The 25,264-nt window shown below is 38.8% G+C and carries 24 protein-coding genes; 23 read left to right on the forward strand and 1 reads right to left on the reverse strand.

Features of this window, described 5'->3' with window-relative positions:
* The first annotated feature begins 6 nt into the window (after positions 1 to 6).
* From serA to ispG, 9 genes are all read left to right on the forward strand, one after another.
* Positions 7 to 1,590 carry a phosphoglycerate dehydrogenase gene (gene serA, locus NC818_05810; GenBank protein MCM8784267.1) on the forward strand — a complete coding sequence of 528 codons (1,584 nt, stop codon included), beginning with the start codon at positions 7 to 9 and terminating at the stop codon, positions 1,588 to 1,590.
* A 103-nt stretch (positions 1,591 to 1,693) separates the two neighbouring features.
* Positions 1,694 to 2,929, forward strand: coding sequence for a homocitrate synthase (locus NC818_05815; GenBank protein MCM8784268.1), 1,236 nt, complete (start codon positions 1,694 to 1,696; stop codon positions 2,927 to 2,929).
* A 96-nt stretch (positions 2,930 to 3,025) separates the two neighbouring features.
* Positions 3,026 to 4,291 (forward strand): adenylosuccinate synthase, encoded by a 1,266-nt coding sequence (locus NC818_05820; protein MCM8784269.1) that lies wholly within the window; start codon positions 3,026 to 3,028, stop codon positions 4,289 to 4,291.
* Positions 4,292 to 4,313: 22 nt separating this feature from the next.
* Positions 4,314 to 4,775, forward strand: a complete 462-nt coding sequence (locus NC818_05825) for a hypothetical protein (GenBank protein MCM8784270.1) — start codon at positions 4,314 to 4,316, stop codon at positions 4,773 to 4,775.
* Positions 4,776 to 4,778: 3 nt separating this feature from the next.
* Complete coding sequence (locus NC818_05830) at positions 4,779 to 5,501, forward strand: isoprenyl transferase (protein ID MCM8784271.1); 723 nt, start codon at positions 4,779 to 4,781, stop codon at positions 5,499 to 5,501.
* Positions 5,498 to 6,319 carry a phosphatidate cytidylyltransferase gene (locus NC818_05835; GenBank protein ID MCM8784272.1) on the forward strand — a complete coding sequence of 274 codons (822 nt, stop codon included), beginning with the start codon at positions 5,498 to 5,500 and terminating at the stop codon, positions 6,317 to 6,319. The genes NC818_05830 and NC818_05835 overlap by 4 nt, the downstream gene beginning before the upstream one ends.
* 7 nt (positions 6,320 to 6,326) lie before the next feature.
* Positions 6,327 to 7,472: a 1-deoxy-D-xylulose-5-phosphate reductoisomerase gene (locus tag NC818_05840; GenBank protein MCM8784273.1), complete on the forward strand. Its 1,146-nt coding sequence runs from the start codon at positions 6,327 to 6,329 to the stop codon at positions 7,470 to 7,472.
* A gap of 2 nt (positions 7,473 to 7,474) precedes the next feature.
* Positions 7,475 to 8,557 (forward strand): RIP metalloprotease RseP, encoded by a 1,083-nt coding sequence (gene rseP, locus NC818_05845; GenBank protein ID MCM8784274.1) that lies wholly within the window; start codon positions 7,475 to 7,477, stop codon positions 8,555 to 8,557.
* An 8-nt stretch (positions 8,558 to 8,565) separates the two neighbouring features.
* The gene (ispG, locus tag NC818_05850; GenBank protein ID MCM8784275.1) at positions 8,566 to 9,651 is read left to right on the forward strand and encodes a flavodoxin-dependent (E)-4-hydroxy-3-methylbut-2-enyl-diphosphate synthase; all 1,086 of its coding nucleotides are present in this window, start codon (positions 8,566 to 8,568) and stop codon (positions 9,649 to 9,651) included.
* Here ispG and NC818_05855 read toward each other — a convergent pair whose 3' ends face one another.
* Positions 9,652 to 10,146, reverse strand: a complete 495-nt coding sequence (locus tag NC818_05855; protein ID MCM8784276.1) for a hypothetical protein — start codon at positions 10,144 to 10,146, stop codon at positions 9,652 to 9,654.
* 162 nt (positions 10,147 to 10,308) lie between these two features.
* Here NC818_05855 and NC818_05860 point away from each other — a divergent pair, with 162 nt between their 5' ends.
* The 14 genes from NC818_05860 to rpsA all read left to right on the forward strand — a co-directional run bounded on the left by NC818_05860 (position 10,309) and on the right by rpsA (position 25,263).
* Positions 10,309 to 12,027: a proline--tRNA ligase gene (locus tag NC818_05860; GenBank protein MCM8784277.1), complete on the forward strand. Its 1,719-nt coding sequence runs from the start codon at positions 10,309 to 10,311 to the stop codon at positions 12,025 to 12,027.
* A gap of 71 nt (positions 12,028 to 12,098) precedes the next feature.
* Positions 12,099 to 12,560 carry a ribosome maturation factor RimP gene (locus NC818_05865; protein MCM8784278.1) on the forward strand — a complete coding sequence of 154 codons (462 nt, stop codon included), beginning with the start codon at positions 12,099 to 12,101 and terminating at the stop codon, positions 12,558 to 12,560.
* A gap of 11 nt (positions 12,561 to 12,571) precedes the next feature.
* The gene (nusA, locus tag NC818_05870; protein MCM8784279.1) at positions 12,572 to 13,711 is read left to right on the forward strand and encodes a transcription termination factor NusA; all 1,140 of its coding nucleotides are present in this window, start codon (positions 12,572 to 12,574) and stop codon (positions 13,709 to 13,711) included.
* 66 nt (positions 13,712 to 13,777) lie between these two features.
* Positions 13,778 to 15,778, forward strand: a complete 2,001-nt coding sequence (gene infB, locus NC818_05875; protein MCM8784280.1) for a translation initiation factor IF-2 — start codon at positions 13,778 to 13,780, stop codon at positions 15,776 to 15,778.
* 79 nt (positions 15,779 to 15,857) lie between these two features.
* The gene (gene trpS, locus NC818_05880) at positions 15,858 to 16,838 is read left to right on the forward strand and encodes a tryptophan--tRNA ligase (GenBank protein ID MCM8784281.1); all 981 of its coding nucleotides are present in this window, start codon (positions 15,858 to 15,860) and stop codon (positions 16,836 to 16,838) included.
* 4 nt (positions 16,839 to 16,842) lie between these two features.
* Positions 16,843 to 17,586, forward strand: a complete 744-nt coding sequence (locus tag NC818_05885; GenBank protein MCM8784282.1) for a segregation/condensation protein A — start codon at positions 16,843 to 16,845, stop codon at positions 17,584 to 17,586.
* A 4-nt stretch (positions 17,587 to 17,590) separates the two neighbouring features.
* Positions 17,591 to 18,220, forward strand: a complete 630-nt coding sequence (gene scpB, locus NC818_05890; GenBank protein MCM8784283.1) for an SMC-Scp complex subunit ScpB — start codon at positions 17,591 to 17,593, stop codon at positions 18,218 to 18,220.
* Complete coding sequence (gene pheA, locus NC818_05895) at positions 18,195 to 19,310, forward strand: prephenate dehydratase (protein MCM8784284.1); 1,116 nt, start codon at positions 18,195 to 18,197, stop codon at positions 19,308 to 19,310. The genes scpB and pheA overlap by 26 nt, the downstream gene beginning before the upstream one ends.
* Positions 19,311 to 19,333: 23 nt before the next feature.
* Positions 19,334 to 20,431, forward strand: a complete 1,098-nt coding sequence (gene hisC, locus NC818_05900) for a histidinol-phosphate transaminase (GenBank protein ID MCM8784285.1) — start codon at positions 19,334 to 19,336, stop codon at positions 20,429 to 20,431.
* 29 nt (positions 20,432 to 20,460) lie between these two features.
* A complete protein-coding gene (gene aroF, locus NC818_05905) occupies positions 20,461 to 21,474 on the forward strand; it encodes a 3-deoxy-7-phosphoheptulonate synthase (GenBank protein ID MCM8784286.1) in 1,014 nt (337 codons plus the stop codon).
* 115 nt (positions 21,475 to 21,589) lie between these two features.
* Positions 21,590 to 22,375, forward strand: coding sequence for a prephenate dehydrogenase (locus NC818_05910; GenBank protein MCM8784287.1), 786 nt, complete (start codon positions 21,590 to 21,592; stop codon positions 22,373 to 22,375).
* A 1-nt stretch (position 22,376) separates the two neighbouring features.
* Positions 22,377 to 23,069 (forward strand): (d)CMP kinase, encoded by a 693-nt coding sequence (gene cmk / locus NC818_05915; protein MCM8784288.1) that lies wholly within the window; start codon positions 22,377 to 22,379, stop codon positions 23,067 to 23,069.
* Positions 23,070 to 23,072: 3 nt separating this feature from the next.
* Positions 23,073 to 23,666, forward strand: a complete 594-nt coding sequence (locus NC818_05920; protein MCM8784289.1) for a 1-acyl-sn-glycerol-3-phosphate acyltransferase — start codon at positions 23,073 to 23,075, stop codon at positions 23,664 to 23,666.
* A 19-nt stretch (positions 23,667 to 23,685) separates the two neighbouring features.
* On the forward strand, positions 23,686 to 25,263 hold the full coding sequence (rpsA, locus tag NC818_05925) for a 30S ribosomal protein S1 (GenBank protein ID MCM8784290.1): 1,578 nt from the start codon (positions 23,686 to 23,688) through the stop codon (positions 25,261 to 25,263).
* Position 25,264 lies beyond the last annotated feature (1 nt).

Raw genomic sequence — 25,264 nt, forward strand, 5'->3', positions numbered from 1 at the left:
GTAGAGATGAAAATTTTAGTTTCTGACCCTTTAGCCGAGGAAGGATTGAAGATATTGAGGGAAGAGAAGGATTTTCAAGTAGATGTTAAAGTCAAACAGCCAGAGGAGGTTATAAAAGAGATTATCGGAGATTATGATGCTTTGGTTGTGCGTAGTGAGACCAAGGTTACAGCGGGGATAATTGAGCGGGCACAAAGACTTAAGGTAATTGGCCGGGCAGGTGTAGGGCTGGATAATGTCGATGTTGAAGCAGCAACCAAGAGAGGAATTATTGTAATGAATGCTCCAGAAGGAAATACAATATCTACTGCTGAACATACGCTGAGTATGATTCTTGCTCTTTCACGAAATATTCCTCAAGCCGATGCCTCCTTGAAAAAAGGGGAATGGAATCGTAAGAAATTTATGGGCGTAGAATTGTACGGAAAGGCATTGGGCATAATAGGTTTGGGGAGGATTGGGAAAGAGGTGGCTAAACGTGCTATGAGCTTTGGTATGAAAATCATTGCCTACGACCCGTATCTTCCTAGCGATAAAGCAAAGAGTTTAGGAGTTGAATTGGTGGATTGGGAAGAGTTGTTGAAGAAAGCGGATTATATAAGTTTTCATATACCTCTGACCGATGAGACAAAGAATATGATTTCCGAACGAGAGTTCAAAATCATGAAGAAAGGAATGAGGATAATAAATTGTGCCCGCGGGGGTATTGTTGATGAGAAAGCTTTGGTAAAAGCAATTGAAGAGGGAATAGTTGAGGGGGTGGCACTCGATGTTTTTGAGAAGGAACCCCCGGGGGATCATCCGCTTCTCAAGTCAGAAAAAGTAATCGCTACTCCTCATTTAGGGGCTTCTACAGAAGAGGCGCAGATTAGTGTTTCTATGGACATTGCTCGTCAAATAAAGGATGTGCTTTTGGGTAGAGGAGTGCGTAATGCAGTAAATTTCCCGTGTGTCGAGGCTTCGCTTTTAGAATTGCTTAAACCTTATCTTAATCTTGCAGAGCGTTTAGGAGCGATGCATACTCAATTGACCGAGGGGCATATTAAAGAGATTAAGATAAAGTATATTGGGGAAACTTGGGCTAATATTGATACTCAGCCTTTGACCATTGCTTTTCTTAAAGGTATGCTTTCACCAATTTTACAGGAAACAGTCAATTTTGTTAACGCTCCTTTTATCGCTAAGGAGAGAGGGATAAGAATAAATGAAATTAAGACGAACGAAATAGAAGATTTTGCTAATGTAATTTCCGTAGAGATGATAACCGAGAAAATAAGGAACGTTATTACCGGTACTCTTTTTGCTGACAATTCTTCGCGGATCGTTAAGATAAACGAATTTTATGTTGAGGCAATTCCCCAGGGTTTTATGCTTATTTTTAACAACTGGGATAAACCCGGAGTGGTGGGAAATATTGGGACTGTTTTAGGGAAAAATAATATTAATATTGCGGGTATGACCTTTGGAAGAGAAAAACCGGGAGGTAGGGCAATTACGGTTATTAATGTAGATAGCCCTGTGCCGGAAAACGTGCTTAAACAATTGAAAGCTACGGAAAATATTTTAGATGTGAAATTGATAAAACTATAAAAAATTCAGTTCTTGGGTTTTTGTATTTAATAAAGGTTTATATTTATCAAAACCATAATAAACAAACGCGCAATTTTATCATACGGTAAAAAAGGAGATAGCTATGGAGAAGAAGAAAATTTATATTATTGATGTAACCAATCGTGATGGAGTGCAAACCGCAAAGATTTGTCTTTCTAAGCTTCAAAAGACGATGCTCAATCTTTACCTCAATGAAATGGGTATATTTCAATCTGAGTTTGGATTTCCGGTGACAAAGCATGAGACAAATTATTTAAACGCTAACTTAGAGCTTGCAAGGATGGGGGTTTTGAGTCCGATGCGTTTGGGAGGTTGGATACGCGCTACGGTAGAGGATGTAGAGGTTACTTTTCAGCGCATTCCGGAAATAGAACATCTTAATCTCTCGATATCCACATCCGATCAGATGATTATTCATAAATTTAAAGGAAAGCTTGACCATGCTTCGGTAATAAAAGAAATGAATCAGGCAGTGAAAAGAGCGAGGGAATTGGGAATAAAGAGTATAGGGGTTAATGCAGAAGATGCTTCACGTACTCGGATAGAATATCTCATTGAATTTGCTTCGGCAGCAAAATCTGCAGGAGCGAATAGAATTCGCTACTGCGATACCTTAGGTTACGATACTCCTTTTACCATTTATGAGAGGACAAGAACTCTAGCGGAAAAAGTAGGGATTCCTGTCGAAATACATTGTCATAATGATTTGGGAATGGCGGTGGCTAATTCGGCAATGGGAGCAAAAGGAGTTCTTGATGGGGGACAAGATGCTTATATCAATACCTGCGTGAATGGAATGGGTGAGCGGGCAGGTAATGCAGATTTAGTGAGCGTAATTCTTGCGGTAAGATATGGAGCGGGGATGGAGAACTATTCTTTAGATGAACGGGTTAAGATGGACATCGCGTGGAAAATTTGCAAATATGCTTCTTACGCTTTTAGCATTCCTATCCCCATAAACCAGCCAGGAGTAGGAGCAAATGCTTTTGCACACGAGTCTGGTATTCATGCCGATGGTGCACTAAAGGACCGCCGAAATTATGAGCTCTATGATTTTGAAGAGTTAGGCAGGGGAGAGCCAGAAATAATCGAGACTGGTCGACAGATTATTGCTGGCGAATATTCGGGAATCAAGGGATTCCGCAATGTTTATGAAAAATTAGAGATCGAGTTTAAAAATGATGAAGAGGCAGCTAAAATTCTTGAGTTAGTGCGCTATGCCAATGTGCATAACCAGAAGCCATTGGTAGAGGATGAATTGCGTTTTATTGCCAAGTATCCTGAGATTGCAAGAAAGATATTTACTATGAATCCTTGAAAATTAATAATAAAATGGCGTTGACTGTGTAAAATTTTTGTTTGCCAGAAGGGGGTTAACGTAAAACAAAACTAAAAAGGTTGGATAAAGGAGAGCATGTCTAACATAGTAGTCGTAGGGACACAATGGGGTGATGAGGGCAAGGGTAAGATTATCGATTATCTTGCTAAAGATAGCGATGTTATTGTGCGCTATCAAGGTGGAAACAACGCCGGGCATACTGTAGTTATAAATAATAAAGAATTTATTCTTCATCTTATTCCCTCGGGGATTCTTCATAAGGGTAAACTCTGTATTGTGGGTAATGGAGTGGTAGTTGATCCTTCTGCTCTACTTTTGGAAATAAAGGAGTTGAAGAATAGAGGCGTGGATATAGACTCAAATCTCCTTATCAGCGAACAGGCTCATGTTATTTTTCCTTATCATAAACTCCTTGACCAGTTGCGGGAGAAGAAAAGAAAAATTGGTACAACCGGCAGGGGAATTGGGCCTTGCTATGCCGATAAAGTAGGTAGGGTCGGGATTAGAGTGGTTGATTTGTTGGATAAGGAAATTTTTGCTCAAAAATTGAAGTTAAATTTAGAAGAAAAGAACGAGATTATTAAAAAAGTTTATGGAGATAAAGGTTTTTCTTTCCAAAAAATTTATAAAGAATATCGGGGGTATGCAAAGGAAATTAAAAAATATGTCAAAAACACAACACTTATTCTGAAAAAAGCAATAGATAGGAAAAAAAGTATTCTTTTTGAAGGAGCACAGGGGACGCTTTTAGACATCGATTTTGGAACCTATCCCTATGTCACCGCATCAAACGCCTCTGTGGGAGGGGTGTGTACCGGGACAGGGGTCAGTCCGAAGAATATAGATAAAATTATCGGCGTAGCCAAAGCATATACTACAAGGGTGGGAGAAGGGCCTTTTCCTACCGAATTTAAATCAGATTTGATGGAAAAGATTCGTTTGCGAGGGAAAGAATTTGGTGCTACTACCGGAAGGCCACGGAGATGCGGATGGTTTGATACTGTTTTGGTAAGATATTCTATTATGGTTAATGGCATAGACGAACTGGCTATTACCAAATTGGATGTTTTAGATGAAATGGAGAACATTAAAATTTGTGTGGGCTATAAGTATAAAGGTAAAATATACCACCATTTCCCCTCTGATTTGAAAATCCTCTTTGAAGGTAACCCCGTCTATGAAGAACAAAAAGGATGGTTGAGTGATACTTCTCAGATAACCTCTTTTGATAATTTACCGCCTAATGCGAAACTTTATTTGAAAAGGTTGAGCAAATTACTGGAGATAAAAGTTAAACTTATTTCCGTAGGCTCAGAAAGAAATCAGACTTTTGTGTTATAAAAACAGGTAAAGGAGGTTAGAAATGAGAAAAGGACAGATTAAAATGTTTGTTTTTGGAGGTTTTTCTTTGATTGTTCTTGCCTTGGCCCTGCAATCGCATTCTTCACTTAATAAATTAAAAGAAGAAAAGAATGCCTTAGAGACGAGGTTAAATCAGATGATTAAAGAAAGGGATTTTATGCGAGCAAGGTTAGAAGAGTTAGAGAAACGATTGGAGGAAGAAAAGAAATCCGGAAATCTACTCGCAGAAAGACTCGATACCGCAGAAAAAATGGTAGAGGAACTTCAGGCAAAGATAGTGAGTTTGACCAAGGATAAAGAGAGCTTGGAGCAGGAATTGAATTCATTAAGAACAAGAGAGATGACCATAGAAGAACCACTAGAACAAAAATCTTCACAAGAATCCCCTTTAATTAGAGAAACTGCTCCCATCGAAGAAGGTGGTTCTTCTACTATATTAGAAGAGACCCTCCCCCAATTTTAGAAAATGGACAAAGATAATAAACTTCCCCAACACATTGCTATTATTATGGACGGCAATGGAAGATGGGCGAGAAAGAGACGCTTACCGCGCCTAATGGGTCATCGTAAAGGAATAGAAAGTGCTAAAAATATTGTAGAAGCATGTGTTAAATTGGGAATAAAAGTTTTGACTCTTTATACATTTTCCACAGAAAACTGGAAGCGCCCCAAGGAGGAAGTAGATTTTTTAATGGGAATGTTAAAGGATTATTTAACTAAGCATAAGAATTTATTTAAAGACTACAATGTGCGTTTCCAAGTCATTGGCCATTGGCAGGAGCTAGCCGAAGATATCCAGAGACAGTTGGTGGAGATTACCGAGAACACAAAGAATAATTCAGGAATGGTTCTAAATGTTGCTTTAAATTATGGAGGCAGGATGGAGATTGTGGATGCAGTTAAGGAAATTGCCTTAGCGGTTAGAAAAGGTGAGATTCTTGCAGAGGGAATTGATGAAAAAATTTTTAGCAATTTTCTCTATACTCAAGGATTGCCTGACCCCGATCTTCTAATTCGCACAGCGGGAGAATTACGCATAAGCAATTTTCTTCTCTGGCAGATTTCCTATACAGAGTTGTATTTTTCGAAGAAACTCTGGCCCGATTTTACTCCTCGTGATTTAGAAAGGGCAATAACAGTCTTTCAGCAAAGGGAACGCCGTTTTGGGGGTATTTTAAATAAAGAATGAATATTACTCATAAGAGATTTATTGTAAGCATATTGTTAACGCTTCTTCTTATTTCTATTGTAATTAAAGCCCCTCCTTTTTTAGGAGCAGGGGTGGTGGTTTTCGTAGTAGGAGTAGCTCTCCTTGAATTCTATAAATTAGTAGAAAAAAAGGGCATTATTATTTCAAGAAAATTCGGTATTATGCTCGGTTGTCTTATCCCACTGCTTGTTTATCTCAATTCTTTGTTTAAAGTTTCTTCTCCTGCTACGTGGGAAATAGTTTTTACTATAATAATCTGTTTCATTATCTTTGGTGTTCAATTTACCCGCAAAGATTCTCAACAGGCAATTGCCGTTTTATCCACTACGATATTCGGCATTCTTTATATCAGCTGGCCATTGAGTTTTTTTGTGAAATTCCTCTATATGGATAAAGGTCGTTGGCTGATTTTATTTTTGCTTTTAGTAATTAAGTTGGGAGATGTGGGAGCGTATTTAGTGGGGACAAAATTTGGTCGTCACAGCCTTATTAAGAGAATCAGCCCCAATAAATCTAAAGAAGGCACTATCGCTGGACTAATTTTTAGTATTGTTGCCAGTTTGTTACTGGGAAAGATATATTTGGAAATGAAAACCTTTGAGGGCATTGTTTTAGGATTGCTTCTAGGCGGGCTGGGGCAATTGGGAGACCTTTGCGAATCATTGCTCAAACGCGATTGTCAGGTTAAGGATTCAGGGAATATTTTCCCAGGATTGGGTGGAATGCTGGACTTAATTGACAGTGTGATATTTGCCGTTCCTTTGTTTTATTTATATGTCAGTTTCTTCTTGAAATAAAAAAACCATGAAACGCATTGCCATTTTGGGTTCCACCGGTTCAGTAGGCAGGAGTGTTCTGGAAGTAGTGCGCACTTTAAGAAAGCAATTTAAGATAGTTGGTTTGACCGCTAATAGGAATTTATCTCTTTTAGATAAACAGATTAAAGAATTTAAGCCGCGAATGGTTGCGGTTCAAGATTTAAAGTCAGCAAATATGTTTGGTCTAAAAGGAAAGACAAAGGTTCTTAAAGGGATAGAAGGGGTGGTTAGGGTTGCCACAGAGGAAGAGGTTGATTTGGTAGTGGTTTGTATTGCCGGAGCTTCAGCTTTGTTGCCCTTACTGGAAAGTATAAAAAAAAGTAAAGAAATTGCTTTGGCAAGTAAAGAACCAATAGTTATGGCGGGGGAGTTAATCAATAGACTCTGTCGTTCACACAAGAGCCGAATAATCCCCATTGATAGTGAACACAGCGCAATTTTTCAGTGCTTGAATGGAAGAGATAAGAACGAGGTGAGACGGGTAATTTTAACTTCTTCGGGTGGACCTTTTCGGCTTACACAGAGGAGTAAGTTAGAGAAGATTGAGCCAAAGGAGGCTCTTAAACACCCGCGGTGGGATATGGGTAAGAAAATTACGATTGATTCTGCTACTTTAATGAATAAAGGTTTAGAAATCATTGAGGCAAGATGGCTTTTTGACCTTCCGCTAGAAAAAATTGACGTTCTAATTCATCCTCAGGCGATAGTTCATTCTTTAGTGGAGTTTGTTGATGGAAATGTTTTGGCCCTTTTGGGAGTTACCGATATGCGTTTGCCTATTCAGTATTCCCTTACTTATCCCGAGCGTTATCCTGTAGCTTTTGAGTATTTAGATTTGGTTAAGGTAAAAAACCTTACTTTTGAAAAACCGGATTTTAAAAAATTCCCTTCTCTTAAGCTTGCATATGAAGTTGCCTGTAAAGGGAAGAGTTTTCCCTGTGTACTCAATGCCAGTGACGAGGTATGCGTAGAAGCTTTTTTGGGAAAGAAAATAAAGCTTACCCAGATTCCTGGGATGATTTCAGAAGTGATAAAAAAACATAAACCTCTGGATTTGGAAACCTTCGAAGACGTTATGTCCGTTGATACCTGGGCGCGGCGAGAAACCCAGAGTATTATTAGGGAGCGATAAAAATGCCAATACTTTCCTTTCTATTTGTGTTAAGTGTGCTTATTTTGGTCCATGAGTTTGGACATTTTATTACTGCCCGACGTTTGGGAGTAAAGATTGAAAGATTCTCTTTAGGTTTTGGACCAGTAATTTTTTCCTTTAGAGGGAAAGAAACAGAGTATTGTTTTTCTTTGATTCCCGTGGGCGGTTATGTAAAAATGGCAGGAGAAAATCCTACCGAGGCACTCTGTGGCGAAAGATGGGAATATCGCTCTCAGCCTATAAGAAATCGTTTTCTTATTGTGCTGGCGGGGCCGTTACTTAATTATATTCTTGGTTTTTTTGTTTTCTGGTTAGTTTTTGCGACAGGATATCCCACAGTGACTCCAAGAATAGGAAATGTGGTTAAGGATTATCCGGCGGAGAAAGCAGGTCTTCAGGAAAAAGACCTCATACTTAAAATTGACCAACATCCGGTAAAGACTTGGGAGGAGTTAACCGAGATTATACACAATACAAAAAAAGAATATTTGGAACTGACATTGGAGCGCCAAGGTAAGATTATGAAAATTGCCGTTGTACCCAAAAGAGAAGTTTTTACGGATATTTTGGGAAGAAGACAGGAAATTGCGCTCATTGGCATAAAACCATCAGAGGAATTTACGAGGATGCGTTATCCATTTTTAAAATCTGGTTTTCTCTCAGGGAAAAAAGTTCTTTATCTAACGCGCATTACATTTCTCGCTCTTTCCCGATTGGTTATTGGACGTATGGCTTTAAAAGAATCAGTTTCTGGACCCTTAGGGATATTTTTTATTACGAAATGGGCGGCAGAACTGGGGTTAAATGCTCTTCTGAATCTTCTTGCGGTATTGAGTATTTCTCTGGCTTTGTTTAATATATTACCTATACCTGTTTTGGATGGAGGGCATATTTTCTTTCTTATAATGGAGAAAATACGCGGGAGAGCAATAAGCGTCAGGACACAAGAAACCATTAGCCGGGTGGGGATGACTCTTTTAATTATTTTAATGATTTTTGTTTTCTACAATGACCTTATACGTTTTCAAATCCTGGAAAAGATAATGAAATTCTGGAAAAGATAGGATCAAAAATGGGAATTAAAAGAAGATTTACGAGATTAGTGAAGATTGGGAAAGTGAAAATAGGTGGAGGGTATCCCATTTCCATTCAATCGATGACCAAGACCAAAACCTCTGACATTAAAAATACAGTTAAACAGATTAGGATTTTAGAGAATGTTGGTTGTGAAATAATCCGCGTTGCGGTTAAAGACGAGTCAGATGCAAGGGCGATAAAAGAGATCAAAAAAGAAATAAAGATACCTTTAGAATCAGATATACATTTTCATTATCAACTTGCAATTTTAGCGATTGCTTCAGGGAGCGATGCTTTGAGGTTAAATCCCGGTAACATTTATCGTCTTGAAGAGATTGAGCGGATTGTGGGTATAGCCAAGGATAAAAAAATCCCCATCAGAGTGGGGGTAAATTCAGGCTCAATACAAAATCAAAAATCAAAAAACAAAAGGCAGAGATTTAGTTTAAATTTAAGTGAATTAATGGTAAAGAGCGCCTTGGACTACATTGGGATTTTAGAAAAGAGGAAGTTTTTTGACATTATCGTTTCGCTTAAAGCTTCAGATATTTTGAATACGATAGAGGCATATCGCAAAATGGCAAAGTTTTGTGATTATCCCTTCCATTTGGGTATTACTGCTACAGGGCTGGCTTTTGAAGGGGGAATAAAATCCGCTTTAGGAATAGGGATATTATTGTCCGAAGGCATAGGGGATACTATCAGGGTTTCTTTAGCCGGTGATCCTCGGGAAGAGGTTAAAGTGGCAAGATGGATTTTGTCCAGTCTGGGGTTAAGGAAGTTTGGACCGCAAATTATCGCCTGTCCTACCTGTGGCAGAGCGCAGATTGATGTAATAAAAATTGCCCAGAAGTTAGAAGACAATTTACGATTTGCTGATTACGAATTAAAGCTTAAAAAGCCATGGAAAGTAGCTATAATGGGATGTGAAGTAAATGGCCCCGGAGAAGCCAGAGATGCTGATTTGGGAATTGCCGGCGGGAAAAATTGCGCCGTCTTGTTCAAGAAGGGGGGAATTGTCAGTAACATAAAAAAGCATAAAATCATTCCTGTTTTACTTCAAGAAATTGGCAAGTTATGATTATTCCCAATCACGGGACCAAAAAGTGCCATTTTTTAATGAGTCTAGGATTTTATTTAGCCAGCCCTCTATACTTCGGGAGTCCAATTCCTCTGCAAACATCGGTTCTAAATGATGGACTAATATCTCCAAAGTGCGTTCTAAGAATTCTTCCAATTGGTATTGATTTCCTCCTAATACTCTGAATGCTTCGGGAAGGAAATATTCGCTGAAAAATTCTACCCCTACACCACTCCACATCGCATCAACATATCTTTCTTCCCATTCGCTGATGATGGGTTTTAAGCGCGGGTCTATGGTAAGCAGAGTTTTATCTGATTCTTCGCCACTGTAAGGGTCTTCTTCTTCAGCTTTTTCTAAATCTCTGATAAGTTTATCTAAGAAGGGGTTAGTTTTAGCACGCCGTAAGGTTAATTTTTCTACAGTAGAAAAGTTGACCATAAAGCAAATTGTCCAGAGATGAAATAATAGCCAAATTGTGAATATAATTTTCATTTTATCCTCCTTTTTTAAAATATTACCTTAAGGATTTCCTGATAGAAATATAACATATTGTTAAGTTATCGTCAAGTGTGTGTGCTTGTTTATCATTGACTTGAATTTTTTCTTATGCTATGCTTTTACAAATAAAACTTTTATTAAAAGGAGGTTAATAATTTGCACTGGGCGAATGCTTTCATTCCTACATTAAAAGAAATTCCCAAAGAAGCCGAGGCAATTAGCCATATCTTGATGCTCCGTGCAGGGTTAATTCGTAAACTTACCAGTGGCACCTATGCTTATCTTCCTTTAGGCTGGCGTGTATTAAATAAGATAATTAATATTGTGCGCGAGGAAATGGATAAAACGGATGCCCAGGAAATCCTTATGCCGGCAATGCACCCTAAAGAAATCTGGGAGAAAACCGGCCGCTATAACTTGCTTAAAGGGGATATCCTTATTACTTACCACGACCGTCATGGGAAGGAGATTGTTTTTGGACCGACCCATGAGGAGATAGTTACCTTTTTAGTAAGCGGTGAAATTCGTTCCTATAAACAGCTTCCGCAGATTCTCTATCAAATTCAGACGAAATTCCGTGATGAACCGAGGCCGCGTTTTGGGATAATCAGAACTGCAGAGTTTATTATGAAAGATGCCTATAGCTTTGATTGTGATTGGGAGGGTTTAGAAAAAAGTTATAAGAAGGTGTATGATGCATATCAACGGATTTTTGAGCGGTGTGGTTTGGATTTTATTGCGGTAGAGGCGGATCCGGGGATGATGGGGGGGGATGTCTCCCATGAATTCATGGCTTTTACAGAGAATGGGGAAGATAATATTGTAGTTTGTAAAACCTGTGCTTATGCTGTGAGTCTCGATATGGCAAGCGTTAGTGTACCAGAAAACCAAAATATAAAAGCCCCAGAGTTAAGACCGATTAAAGAAGTAGAAACTCCCGGTGTATCCACGGTAGAGAAAGTTGCTAAATTCTTAAAGATGCATCCTAAGAAATTGGTTAAGACAATTATTCTTTTGGCAGATGGGAAAGAAGTTGCAGTTCTTGTGCGTGGAGATTACGAATTAAATTTGGTTAAACTCAGTCGTTATCTTAAAGCAAAAAACCTGGTTATGGCAGATGAGAAAACTATTGAGAGAATTACTGGTGGCCCTTTGGGGTTTTCCGGTCCTGTGGGCTTGAGGAAGATAAGGATGTTGGCAGATTATTCTGTGAAAAATCTCTTTAATTTTATAACCGGGGCAAATAGCTTAAATAAGCATTTAATTAACGTTAACCTTAACCGCGATTTTCACATAGAAGAATTTGGAGATTTTCGTTATTTTACTTCTGAGGACAAATGTCCAAGGTGTGGTAAGGAGACTTCTTTAAAAACTGTTTTGGAAATAGGGCATACCTTTAAGTTGGGGACAAAGTACTCAGAGGTGCTTAAAGCCCATTTTTTGGACAGCTCTGGTAAAGAAAAACCAATGATTATGGGCTGTTACGGAATAGGGGTAAACCGTATTCTCGCTGCCTTTGTTGAACAGAATTACGACAAAAATGGAATTATCTGGAATAAGCATATTTGTCCTTTTCAACTTCTTATTGTTCCAGCACATATGGAAGATTCACGCGTTAGAGATAATATGGTAAAGATTTATGAAGCGTTGGGGAAAAAAGGTATTTCTTGCCTTTTAGATGATCGGGAGGTGAGCCCTGGCGTTAAATTTAAAGACGCAGACCTTTTAGGCATCCCCCTACGGTTGACTATTGGGAGAAGGTTTATAGATGAGAATGTGCTGGAATTAAAAGTAAGAAAAACTGGGGAGGTTGTTTTTTTCTCTTCCGGGGATTTTTTGGAAAAAATACTTGACAAAATAAAGAATTTAGATTAAAATTTTTAACAAAAGATCTTAAAGAAAGGAGTGAATTTAAGGAGTGGGTGAAAAACCCACTTTTTTGTTAAATGTTTGAACAAGAGAGTATAGAAAAGATAAAGGAACTGGTTTGTCCCTTTCTAGAGATGCAGAAGGTAGAATTGGTGGATTTAATTTTACAGCGCCGGGGGAGGAATCTTCTTTTGCGGTTCTTGGTAGAGAAAAAAGGAGGCATAAGTCTAGATGATTGTGTTTTTTTAAATCAGGAGATAGGAGAAATGCTTGACCAGCATCCTGAAATAATGAACGAGAGTTATATTTTAGAAGTTTCTTCACCTGGTTTAGATAGGCCACTTGTTACAGAGAGAGATTTTGTGCGTAACTTGGGTAAGACGGTACGGCTTATTCTAAAAGAGGAATGGGAAGGGAAATATGAATATAAAGGTGAAATTTATGATGTCCTAAAGAAGGTTCTTTTACTTAAGATTAATTCCGAAGAGATCATTTCTCTTCCTTTGGAAAAAATCCAAAGAGGCAAGGTTATATTTTAAGGAGAAAAGCGATGAATGATGAGATTATTACGGCACTAAATTATATTGAACAGGAGAAAGGTATTAAACGAGAAACTTTGATTCAGGCGGTAGAGTCTGCTTTAGTTTCCGCAGCACGTAAGGCATTACGGCTTAAGAAGGAAGATGAAATTATTGCGCGCTTAGAGCCAAATAGCGGAAAGATAAGGTTTTACTTAGGAGGGAAAGAGATTGATTCTACTCCTTTTAGTAGAATTGCTGCGCAGACTGCTAAACAGGTAATTATTCAGAAAATTCGAGAGGCAGAGAGGGGAATGGTTTTTAGCGAGTTTGAGGCAAAGAAGGGAGAATTGGTAAATGGCTTGGTGCACAGAGTGGAAAAAGGCAATTTGATTATTGATTTAGGAAAAACAGAAGGCATTATATTACGTCACGAACAGTCCCGGCACGAGGAATTTAAACAGGGAGACAGGATTAAAGCATTATGTCTTGAGGTGCGTAGATGTAATCAGGAACCTCAAGTAATCCTTTCTCGTACCAGTCCGGAATTTGTTAAGAAACTCTTTGAGATGGAAGTCCCCGAGGTTTATGAGGGTATTGTTGAGATAAAGGCTATTTCCCGGGAAGCAGGAGAACGCACTAAGATTGCAGTCTGGTCTAACGATGAGAAAGTTGACCCTGTGGGGGCCTGCGTAGGAGTAAAAGGAGTAAGGGTGAAGAATATTGTTAAAGAATTGCAAGGGGAAAAGGTGGATATCATTCGCTGGAACCCAGATTTGAGTGAGTTTGTAAAAGCGGCACTTGCTCCTGCTCAATTAGAGGAAGTAAAGGTTGACAATGGAGCAAAGAAGATTCAGGTCATTGTAAGTGATGAGCAGCTTTCTATTGCCATCGGTAAACGGGGGCAAAATGTAAGACTTGCCTGTAAACTTGTGGGCTGGGATATAGATGTGCGTACCCGTATCCAGTTAGCAGCACAGAAGAAAATTAGTTTAAAGGATATAAAAGGGGTGGGTGCTAAAACAGAAAAATTGTTAGAGGAGGCAGGTTTTACAGAACTTTCCCAGCTGGCAAATTCTACTGTAGAGGAACTTACGAAGATAAAAGGCATAGGAAAAACAACTGCGCAAAAAATTATTGAAGGAGCTAAAGATTTATTGAAGGAAAAATAAAGTTTTTGTCCAATTATCAATAAAAGGTAAAGTTTATAACCTGAGTTTATATTTTTAGGTGGAAAGATGAGTATGCGTGTTCATCAATTAGCCAAGGAATTGAAAATTACTTCTGCCGAACTCATTAACAAATTGAGGGCTTTAAAGGTAGATGTAAAGAGTCACATGAGTGTATTAAATGACGAGGTTTCGCGTCTTATTAAGGAAGAGTTTACTCATAAAGCCAAAAAGGCACCATCTTTAAAAATCAAGAAAGAGACCAAGAAAGATTTTAATCCTCCCCTTGAAACCACAGTAATAGCAGAGCCCATAAAGGAAGTTAAGAAAGTTGAGATAAAATTTCCTTTTACTATAAAAGAATTAGCAACAAAACTTTCGATTAAACCTTCGGAAATAATGCAGACGTTACTTAAAGAAAGGATTTTGGTAAATATAAACCAGTCTATCCCACCGGATATGGTAGATAAGATTGGAGAAAAGTTACATTGTGAGATAGTCAGGCTTCCTACGGAAGAAGAAAAGATTTTTACGGAACATTTTGTGACTACGGAAGCTTCCCATTTAAAACCCCGTCCTCCTGTGGTTACTTTTATGGGACATGTAGACCATGGTAAGACTTCCTTACTGGATGCTATACGTAAGAGTAATATTGTAGAGAGAGAAGCAGGGGGTATTACCCAGCATATTGGAGCATACGAAATAGAGTTTCGGGGGAAAAAGATTACTTTTTTAGATACACCCGGCCACGAAGCTTTTACCGCGATGCGGGCAAGAGGAGCCAATGTAACCGATGTGGTAATTTTAGTAGTAGCGGCTGATGACGGAGTAATGCCTCAGACTATTGAAGCCATTGACCATGCACGGGCAGCGAGTGTTCCTATTGTAGTAGCAATAAATAAAATAGATAAACCTCAGGCAGATATCGACCGTGTAAAGAGGCAACTTCAAGGATTGAATCTTGTTCCCGAAGATTGGGGAGGAAAAACCATTACCGTGGGAGTTTCTGCCAAGAGCGGTCAGGGAATTGAGGAACTTTTAGAGATGGTTCTTCTGGAAGCGGAGTTGTTGGAATTGAAGGCGAATTACGATTTTCCTGCACGAGGAGTGGTTTTAGAAAGTAAGATTTCCAAAGGAGGACCGCGTGCTTCTCTCCTTGTTCAGAATGGCACACTTCATGAAGGAGACGTGGTTTTGGCAGGAGAGCACTATGGGAAAATAAAGGCGATGTTTAATGACCGGTTCTTGCGCACAAAAGAAGCCCCTCCTTCTACGCCTGTAGAAGTTCTTGGGCTATCCGGAACACCTGAGGCGGGAGAGAAATTTTTTGTCGTAAAAAGTGAAATGTTGGCAAAAGAGATTGCCCAACGAAGACAAAGTTTACTTAGAGAGAAAGGACTACAAAAACCTCAGAAGGTTTCTCTGGAAGATTTGCATAAGAAGATTAGAGAAGGAGAAAAGGAATTACGTATTATCTTAAAGGCAGATGTGCAAGGTTCCTTAGAAGCAGTGAAAACAGTATTGGCAAAGATTCCTGCTCAGGAAATAGAATTAAATATTTTACACGAAGGGATTGGTGATATTTCCGAATCGGATATCATGCTTGCCGCTGCTTCCGATGCAGTGGTCTTGGGGTTTCATGTGGGCATAGATTCACGGGCAAATACCAGAGCAAAAGCAGAGGGGGTAGATGTTCGGATTTATCAGATTATTTATGAAGTGTATGAGGAAATCAAGAAAGCAATCGAAGGCATGCTTGAGCCCAGATTTAAAGAGGTGTTTGTTGGAAAGGCAGAGATAAAGCAGATTTTTAGAGTTTCTAAAGCAGGAACAGTGGGAGGGGCTTTTGTAATTAAAGGGAAAATTATCAGGAATTCTAACTGTCGGATTATCCGTGGTAACAATTTAGTATATAAAGGGAAAATCTCTTCCCTCAAGCGTTTTAAAAATGATGCACGCGAAGTTGAAGAAGGCTTTGAATGTGGAATAGGCGTAGATAATTTTAATGATTTTCAAATAGGGGATATAGTTGAAGTTTATGGAGTTGAGACAATAGAAAGAAAACTTTGAGCTTATTTTTTGCCGGTTAAGTTCGTTTGCAGAGCATAAGTTATATATAGAATGATAGTTAAGCGCGCAGAATAAAAGAATGAAGAAACGTGTTTTAAGCGGAATGCGGCCTACGGGGTATTTACACCTCGGTCATTTAGTAGGAGCGCTCTCTAATTGGGTAAATTTACAAAGGGAATATAACTGTTTTTTTATGATTGCAGATTGGCATGCTTTAATGAGTGAGTATCAAAATCCGGAGGAGATAAAAAAATATGTTTTTGATAATCTTATAGATTGGTTAGCTTGTGGAATTTCTCCAGAGGAATCTACGATTTTTCTTCAGTCAGAAGTAAAGGAGCACTTAGAACTCCATATGATTCTCAGTATTCTCACTCCTCTTGCTTGGCTGGAGCGTTGCCCCACTTATAAAGAGCAGATAAAAGAATTAAAAGATAAAGATTTAACTAATTACGGATTTTTAGGCTATCCAGTGCTTCAAGCGGCAGATATTTTGCTCTATAAAGCATCTTTTGTGCCTGTAGGACAAGACCAGTTACCTCACCTGGAATTGACCCGAGAGTTGGTGCGGAGGTTCCATACTCTCTATAAGAAAGAGGTTTTTGTAGAACCGCAAGCACTCCTTACAGAAGTTCCTAAACTTTTAGGGATAGATGGGAGAAAGATGAGTAAGAGTTATAATAATTTCATTGCTTTATCCGACCCACCCGAGATTATTCTCAAAAAAGCCGAATCAATGTTTACCGATCCACAGAGAATCAAACGGGATATTCCCGGTAGACCTTGGCTATGCAACGTTCACGGCTATTATAAGATATTTAGACCGGAGCTGGCGGAAAAAGTAGAACAGGAGTGTATTCAGGCTAAGAGAGGATGCAGAGAAGATAAACGCCAATTAGGAGAGGTTATTGTTGAAGTTTTGAAACCCATACAGGAAAAACGTAATAAGCTTAGAAAAGACAGAAAATTAGTAGAAGAGATTTTGGAAAAGGGAAATAAAAAGGCAAGAGAAGTGGCTAAAGAAACACTTAAGGAAGTGAAATCAGCTTTGAAATTATAATACGATGTCTTACCAAGTTCGTTTAGAAGTGTTTGAAGGTCCTTTGGATTTACTCCTTTACCTCATCAAGAAGAATGAGGTGAGCATTTTTGATATTCCTATTGCGCAGATTACAGAACAGTATCTTGAGTATTTGGAGCTAATGGAGATGATGGATTTGAATATTTCCGGAGAGTTTTTGGTTATGGCGGCAACACTCATTCATATAAAATCAAAAATGCTTCTTCCACCCGAGGAGAGTCCGCTGGAGGAAGAAGAGGAAGATCCTCGTGCAGAATTAGTGAAACGTCTGCTAGAGTATGCGCGGTTTAAAGAAGCCGCTCTTACTTTGCGGGAGAGGGAATTGAAACGCAAGGAAGAATTTATCCGCGCGGAAGGAGCTAAACAATTTATAGATGAGGAGGGTAATGTTTATTTTGAGGCATCACTTTTTGATTTAATCACTGCCTTTACAAAGGCAGTAGGGCCTATTTCACGCGAGGCTTTTCAAGAAATAATTCGCGATGAGGTGACTGTGGAAGGAAAGATTCATGAACTCCTCCATCTTTTGATGGCTAAAGAAGTTTTTTACTTTAGAGAACTTTTAGCAAATGCAAAGACAAAAATAGAAGTAATTGTTACTTTTTTAGCCATTCTTGAGCTCATCCGTCTCAAAGAAATCATTGCCCGCCAGAAGGAGCTTTTCGGAGAAGTAGAAATAGTAAGAAATGAAAAACACCGTCTTGCTCCTGCGGAGAATGTAGGATAGAGATATGGAACGGGAGGAAATAAAACATATTCTGGAAGCAATACTTTTTGTTCACCATGAACCTTTGATTATTGAAAGGTTGAGAGAGATTTTAGAGGAAACCGATGGCCGAATTATAAGAGAGTTAATCTATGAGTTAAAGTCTGAATATGAACAGCAAGAACGTGGATTTATGATTCGAGAGGTAGCAGGAGGGTTTCAGATGGTTAGTCAACCCCGCTTTGCCCCTTGGATAAAGAGGCTTTATAAAACAAGTCATACAGAAAGACTTACTCTGCCTACTTTAGAAACCCTTGCGATTATTGCTTATAAGCAACCCATTACTCGCTTGGAGATTGAGGAAATTAGAGGAGTAAATGTAGATAATATCTTGAGGAATCTTCTGGAGGCAAATCTTATAAGAGTAGTGGGAAGGAAGGAAGTCTTAGGAAAACCTATGCTTTACGGAACGACCAAAAAATTCTTAGAATATTTTGGACTCAATTCTCTTGAAGAACTGCCAAGATTAGAAGAGTTTATAGGCAAAGTAGAAAATCTATCTCATTCACAACTGCCATCGCAGAGGGATGCAGTTAATGGAGGAGAAGTGCTTCCTGAGAGAATTCCTGATGATACACAAAATAATACAGGGTGAGATTTTTGATAAAACAAAAGGAGTTTTTATGGAATTGATTCAGTTACGGAAAAAAGTTGATATGGTAGATAAAAAAATCGTAGAACTGCTCAATGAACGAGCGGAGTTAACGCTTAAGATAGCGAAGGTTAAAAGGGGACTCAAGGAGTCTATCTACGTTCCTGACCGTGAGAGTGAAGTTTACAATAAAGTGTTCAGGGCAAATAAGGGTCCTTTAAAGAACGAATCTCTTTCTGCCATATACCGGGAGATTATGTCTGCTTCACTTTCACTAGAAAAATGTCTCAGGATTGCTTATCTTGGGCCACCCGCTACTTTTACTCACCTTGCTGCATTGCGTAAATTTGGAAGTCAGGTGGAGTATGTTGATTGTCGTGGTATAACTGATGTATTTAATGAAGTGGAAAAAGGTAACGCAGATTACGGGGTAGTTCCTATTGAAAATTCTATAGAAGGAGCAGTGACTCATACCTTAGATATGTTTGTAGATAGTGATGTAAACATCTGTTCTGAGATTTCTTTAGAGATAGAACACAATCTCTTAGCGAAGTGTAAGAAAAACGAGATAAGGAAAGTTTATTCTAATCCTCAGGTTTTTGGACAATGTAGGATATGGTTGGAATCGAATTTACCGCGCGCAGAACTGGTTGAAGTTTCCAGTACTACGAAAGCAGCAGAATTCGCTAGTTGTGAAAAATTATCTGCAGCGATTGCTTCTGAAATGGCAGCAGAGCGTTATGGACTGAAGATATTAGCGAGTTCTATTGAAGACAGTCCGCACAATGTAACACGATTTCTCGTAATTGGAAAGAGTTTAACTCGTCCTACAGGAAAGGATAAAACCTCAGTGATGTTTTCCATAAAGGATCGTGTAGGAGCATTGCATGCGATGCTTTTTCCTTTCAAGAAACATAATATAAACTTGACTAAGATTGAATCTCGGCCTTCGAAAAGAAAACCTTGGGATTATTACTTCTTTATTGACCTTGAGGGACACATAGAGGATAGAAAGGTTAAGAATGCGCTGGTGGAATTGGAGAAAATTTGCACCTACCTTAAGGTCTTAGGATCCTATCCTGCAGCCGGATAGTAGGTAGAAGAATATCTATAGTTATGAGTATAAAATCTCTGCTTAGGAAAAATATAGATAAAGTTCAGCCCTATCATCCAGGGAAGCCCATACAAGAGGTAAAAAGAGAACTGGGCTTAAATGATGTGATAAAACTTGCTTCTAATGAGAATCCTCTGGGAGTTTCTCCTAAGGCGATAGAGGCGATTCTAGAAGCACTTCCCGACGTCAACCGCTATCCAGAGTCAAGTTGCTTCTATCTTAAGCGTCGCTTGGCACAAAAATTTGGCTTAAAGGAGGAAAATTTTATTATTGGCAATGGTTCAGATGAGATAATTGTCCTTGTGCTGCGTGCTCTTATCAACCCAGGTGATACAGTAGTTATTGCCCATCCTACTTTTCTAATCTATGATATTCAGTCGAATGCCTGCGGAGCAAAGATTATTGAAGTTCCTTTAAAATCTTTTCGCTATGATTTGAAGAAGATGAAAGAAAAAATTAGTGATAAGGTAAAAATTGTTTTTATTGCTAATCCCGATAATCCTACGGGTACATATGTTACAGAAAAAGAGATTGAGGAATTTATGAAGGATATTCCCGAGAAAACGCTTGTATTCTTTGATGAAGCATACTACGAATTTGCCCAAGCATTCAAAGGTTATCCTGATACCCTTCGTTTTCTGGATAGAAAAAATATTATTATTACACGTTCATTCTCTAAGGCTTACGGTCTTGCAGGGTTACGCGTCGGCTATGGTATTGGTTCACCTGATTTGATAAGTTATTTAGAGAGAATCCGTGAGCCTTTTAATGTAAATAGCCTTGCTCAAGCAGGGGCATTGGCTGCTTTGGATGACAGAAGTTTTTTAGAGAAAACATTAGAGATTACGCGTAAAGGTAAAGAATACCTTTACTCAGAGTTTAAGAAAATGGGGCTTTCCTTTATTCCCTCCGCGACAAATTTTGTGTTGGTGGATGTGATTAAAAACAGTGAGTATATTTTTAAAGAATTATTGAAGAAAGGAGTGATTGTGCGGAATATGGAAACGTGGGGTTTGAACAATTTTATTCGGGTTACCATTGGGACTAAAAAAGAGAACGAGAGGTTTATAAAGGAACTTAGAAAAATATTAGGGGGATAAATGATAATTGTTTTAAAGAGGAGGAGGAGATGATTATTGTTTTGCGTCCGGATGCTACTTCCGAACAGATAGAACATATTGTTAAAAAAGTAGAATCCTTGGGTTTAAAAACCATGGTTTCTAAAGGGGTGGAACGTACTATCATTGGGGTGATTGGGGAAGAAGATGTTTTGAGAGTTCAGCCTTTGGAAATATATCCGGGAGTAGAAAAGGTTATGCCCGTTTTAGCTCCCTATAAACTGGTTTCGCGTGAGTTTAAAACCGAGGATACTATTATTGATGTAAAAGGGGTGAAAATTGGAGGTAAGCGGATTGTGGTTATGGCAGGACCGTGTGCGATAGAAAGATACGATTTGCTTCTTGAAACCGCCAAAAAATTAAAGGCCTCAGGAGTAAATATATTAAGGGGAGGCGCCTTTAAACCACGCACTTCTCCCTACAGTTTCCAAGGCTTGGGAGAAGAGGGGTTGAAATATTTAAAAGAAGTAGCGGATAATGTGGGAATGATTACCGTAACGGAAATAATGGATCCTCGTGATCTGTCGCTAATTGAGAAATATGCCGATATTATTCAGATAGGTGCGCGTAATATGCAGAATTTTAATCTCCTTAAAGAAGTGGGGCTTTCGCGGAGACCTGTGTTATTAAAAAGAGGTATGATGTCTACAGTCAAGGAATTACTCATGTCTGCAGAATATATTCTTTCTAATGGTAATTTCAATGTTATTCTTTGTGAACGAGGGATCCGCACCTTTGAAGAATCTACACGTTTTACTCTGGATGTGAGTGCTGTTCCCGTTATTAAACAGTTGAGTCACCTTCCGGTAGTGGTTGACCCCTCCCACGCTGCAGGAAAATGGGGGCTTGTCCTGCCTCTTTCTTTATCAGCAGTGGCTGCAGGTTGTGATGGGTTAATTGTAGAAGTGCATCCCAACCCTGAGGAGGCGCTTTCTGATGGGATACAACAACTTCTCCCTGAGAAATTTGCGGAATTGATGGAAAGTTTAAAAAAGGTTGCAAAAGCAGTGGGAAGGGAATTGTGAGAGATAATTATTCACCAAGTTCTAAAAAGAGCTAATAACAGTCCTTATAACGAAATTGAGATTATTTAAACGAGTTACGATTATTGGGGTGGGTTTAATAGGAGGTTCCCTTGGTTTGGCTTTAAGAAGGAAAAATCTTGCGGAAGAAATTTTAGGGGTTTGTCGTCATCGGAGTTCCCTTGTTTGGGCTAAGAAACTTGGTGCAATTACTAAAGGATACAGCGATATAAAAGATGCGGTTAGAGATAGTGATTTAATTATTCTTGCTACACCGGTGAATGAGATTATAGAAATCATACCGCGTATCTATCCCTTTATTAAAAAAGGAGCAATTGTTACCGATGTAGGAAGCACAAAGGTAGAGATTGTCAAACAAGGGGAAAGGGTTTTTTCTAAAGATATTTATTTTGTGGGAGCTCATCCTCTTACCGGCTCGGAAAAGAGGGGGATTAAGGAGGCAAAGGAGAATATTTTTAGAAACAATTTTTGTATTATTACTTCCACTCCACATACAAATAAAATGGCTTTGGAAAAAGTCTGTAGTCTCTGGAAATTATTGGGAGCAAAGATAAAAGTAATGACCCCCTCCGTACATGACTGTTTAATGGCAAAGATAAGCCATCTGCCCCATGCCGTGGCAGTGGCCTTGATTCTCAGTATAGAAGATAAAAATATCCCTTTGGGAGCAGGAGGATTGCGGGATACTACGCGCATTGCTTCCAGTAGCCCTTATCTCTGGAGAGATATTTTCTTCACTAATCAGAAGTTGGTTCTTAAGACAATAGAGAAGTTTAATAGAGTATTGAATGATTTTTCTTCTGCTCTTTACCTAAGAGATAAGAGTGCTCTCTTTAATCTTTTGAAAAGGGCGCAGAAGAAACGTGCTTTATTGAAGGGATGATATGGGTTCCGGAAAAAAGGATATAGTAGCCATAGACGGACCGGCAGGTGCAGGTAAGTCTACGGTAGCGAAATTGGTTGCAGAGAAGTTAAAGTATTTTTATATAGACACAGGAGCAATGTATCGTGCACTTACTCTCAAAGCATTGCAGGAAGGGATAGATTTTAAAGATGAGGAAAGTTTAATCGATTTGTCGAAAAGGGCTGTTATTGAGTTAAAAAGAGATAGAGATGGAAGATTAAAGACAATTTTAGATGGTAAAGATGTTTCAAAGCGCATTCGGGACAAGGACGTTAATCTTAATATATCCGCCCTTTCTAAGATAAAAGGGGTAAGGATGAATATGGTTCTTCGTCAGAGAAAAATGGGAGAGCGAGGTAAAGTAGTATTAGAAGGGAGAGATATTGGGACGGTGGTATTTCCCAATGCACGCTATAAATTTTATCTTGATGCGGATTTTCGTGAACGGGTGGCAAGAAGATATAGAGAATTTATTCTTCAGGGTAAAAAGATATCGATGGAGGAAGTAAGAAGAGATTTGCTTCGGCGTGACCGTTCGGATAAATTGAGAAAAGTTGCTCCTTTGAAAAAAGCTAAAGATGCACTTTATATTGATACGACTTGTTTAGATATTAATGAAGTGGTGGAAAAAATTATTACATCCATAAAGGCAGTTTCTCTATGTAAACGTTAGGACATGTTTTATTGCGTATCAAGATGGTTATGTTATGTTATTTTTAAGATATTTTTTAGATACAGGATATACGGGAAAAATAATCTTCCCCAGAGAGGTCCTTATATTATTGCTTCCAATCACTCAAGTTATCTTGACCCTATAGCGATTGGAATTTTGACACCTACACCACTTAATTTTATGGCACGGGAGGACCTTTTTAGAAATAGAGTTTTTGCTTTAATTATCAGAAACTTAAATTCCATCCCTCTGGACAGGGAAAGACAGGATATAAAAGCGTTACGCCGAGGGATAAAGGTTTTAAAAAAAGGTGGTAACTTGGTGATTTTTCCCGAAGGGAGGCGTTCCCTAAACGGGGAATTGGGTAATCCTTTATTAGGTGTGGGGTTTCTAGCGCAGGTGGCAAATACAAAAGTAGTTCCTGTATATCTGGAGGGGACAAATCTGGCTTTGCCAGTGAATGCTTGTTTTATTCGTTTTAAAAAAATCCGTGCTTTTGTGGGAGAACCTGTTGATCCAGATAACCGCACCGCAGAAGAAATAGTTTCATTGGTTTGGGAAAGAGTGCGTCTTTTGAAAGAGAGAGCAAAATCTTAAAAAACGGAGGTGATATTTAATGTCAGAAGAGAAAAAAGAAAGTTTGAGCAGGGAGGAGTTGGCAGAGATTTATGCCACGACGATTAAAAACTTGGAAGAGGGTAATATCATTAAAGGTAAAATTGTTGAAATTAGGGGTAATGACGTAATTGTGGATATTGGTTACAAGGCGGAAGGATTCCTTCCTAAATCTGAATTCTCGGATATTTCAGGTATAAAGGTGGGAGATGAGATTGATGTGTATATAGATGACTTGGAGAATGAGAACGGTGTTGTAGTCCTTTCTAAAATTAAAGCAGACCGTACGCTGGGGTGGGAACGAATTCTGGAAAATTATAAAGAAGGCGATTTAATTGAAGGGAGAGTGGTGCGTAAAGTAAAGGGTGGGCTTATGGTAGATATAGGAGTAGAGGCATTTCTTCCCTCCTCCCTTTGTGGTGTAAAAGCCCCCGCAGGAGTTGACAGGATGCTGGGACAGACCTTTAAGTTCAGAATTGTAAAAATGAATAAACAGCGTCACAACGTTGTAGTCTCTCGTAAGGATGTAATGCTTTTGGAGAAAGAAGAGGCGAAGAAGAAGATGCTTGAAAGCATGAAAGAAGGAGATATTCGTACTGGCACAGTAAAGAACATTACCGATTACGGGGCGTTTATAGACTTGGGTGGCGTTGACGGACTTTTACACATTACGGATATGACATGGGGCAGAATCAGTCATCCCTCAGAGATGCTTGCTTTGGGGGACAAGATTGATGTGGTTGTTCTGAACGTAGACAGAGAAAATGCCAAGGTTTCTTTGGGTTTGAAACAGAAGACCGAGAACCCCTGGAAGGAAGTGGAAAAGAAATTTACGGTGGGTTCCCGAGTTAAGGGGAAGGTGGTAAACATTGTTCCTTACGGAGCATTTGTAGAGTTGGATAAAGGGATTGAGGGATTGATTCATATTTCGGAGTTCTCTTGGACGAAAAAAGTTCATGACCCCCATGAGTTTGTAGCAATAGGAGATGCGATAGAAGTTGTTGTTTTAAGTGTTGATGCAGAGAATAAAAAAATTTCTTTGAGTATAAGACAGTTGGAACAAGACCCGTGGATTAAAATTACTACCAACTATCCTGTGGGAACAAAGGTCAAAGGTAAGATAAAACACATTACTGACTACGGAGCCTTTGTAGAATTGGAAGATGGTGTAGAAGGCATGATTCATGTTTCAGATATTTCCTGGACAAAGAAGTTGAGAACTCCTGCAGAAGTTCTGAAAAAAGGCGAGAAAATAGAAGCAATAGTTGTTTCCTTAGATGAGGAAAATCGTCGAGTTAATTTAGGGATAAAACAACTAATTCCTGATCCTTGGCAACAACTGGTAGAGAAGTTTAAAGTTGATACCGTTATAGAAGGAAAAATAAATAAGGTAACAAATTTTGGAGTTTTTGTAGAGCTTACTCCCGAATTAGAAGGGCTTTTACACATTTCGGAAATCGACCCTTCTCTGGCAAGTAAACTCGAAGAGATATATAAAGTCGGCGATAAACTTAAGGTAAAGGTGGTAAAGATTGATAATGAAAGGAGACAAATTGGTTTAAGTACCAAACTTGAGTAGA

The sequence above is a fragment of the Candidatus Omnitrophota bacterium genome (genome assembly GCA_023819145.1).
GTDB lineage: Bacteria > Omnitrophota > Gorgyraeia > DTHP01 > DTHP01 > JBFWKV01.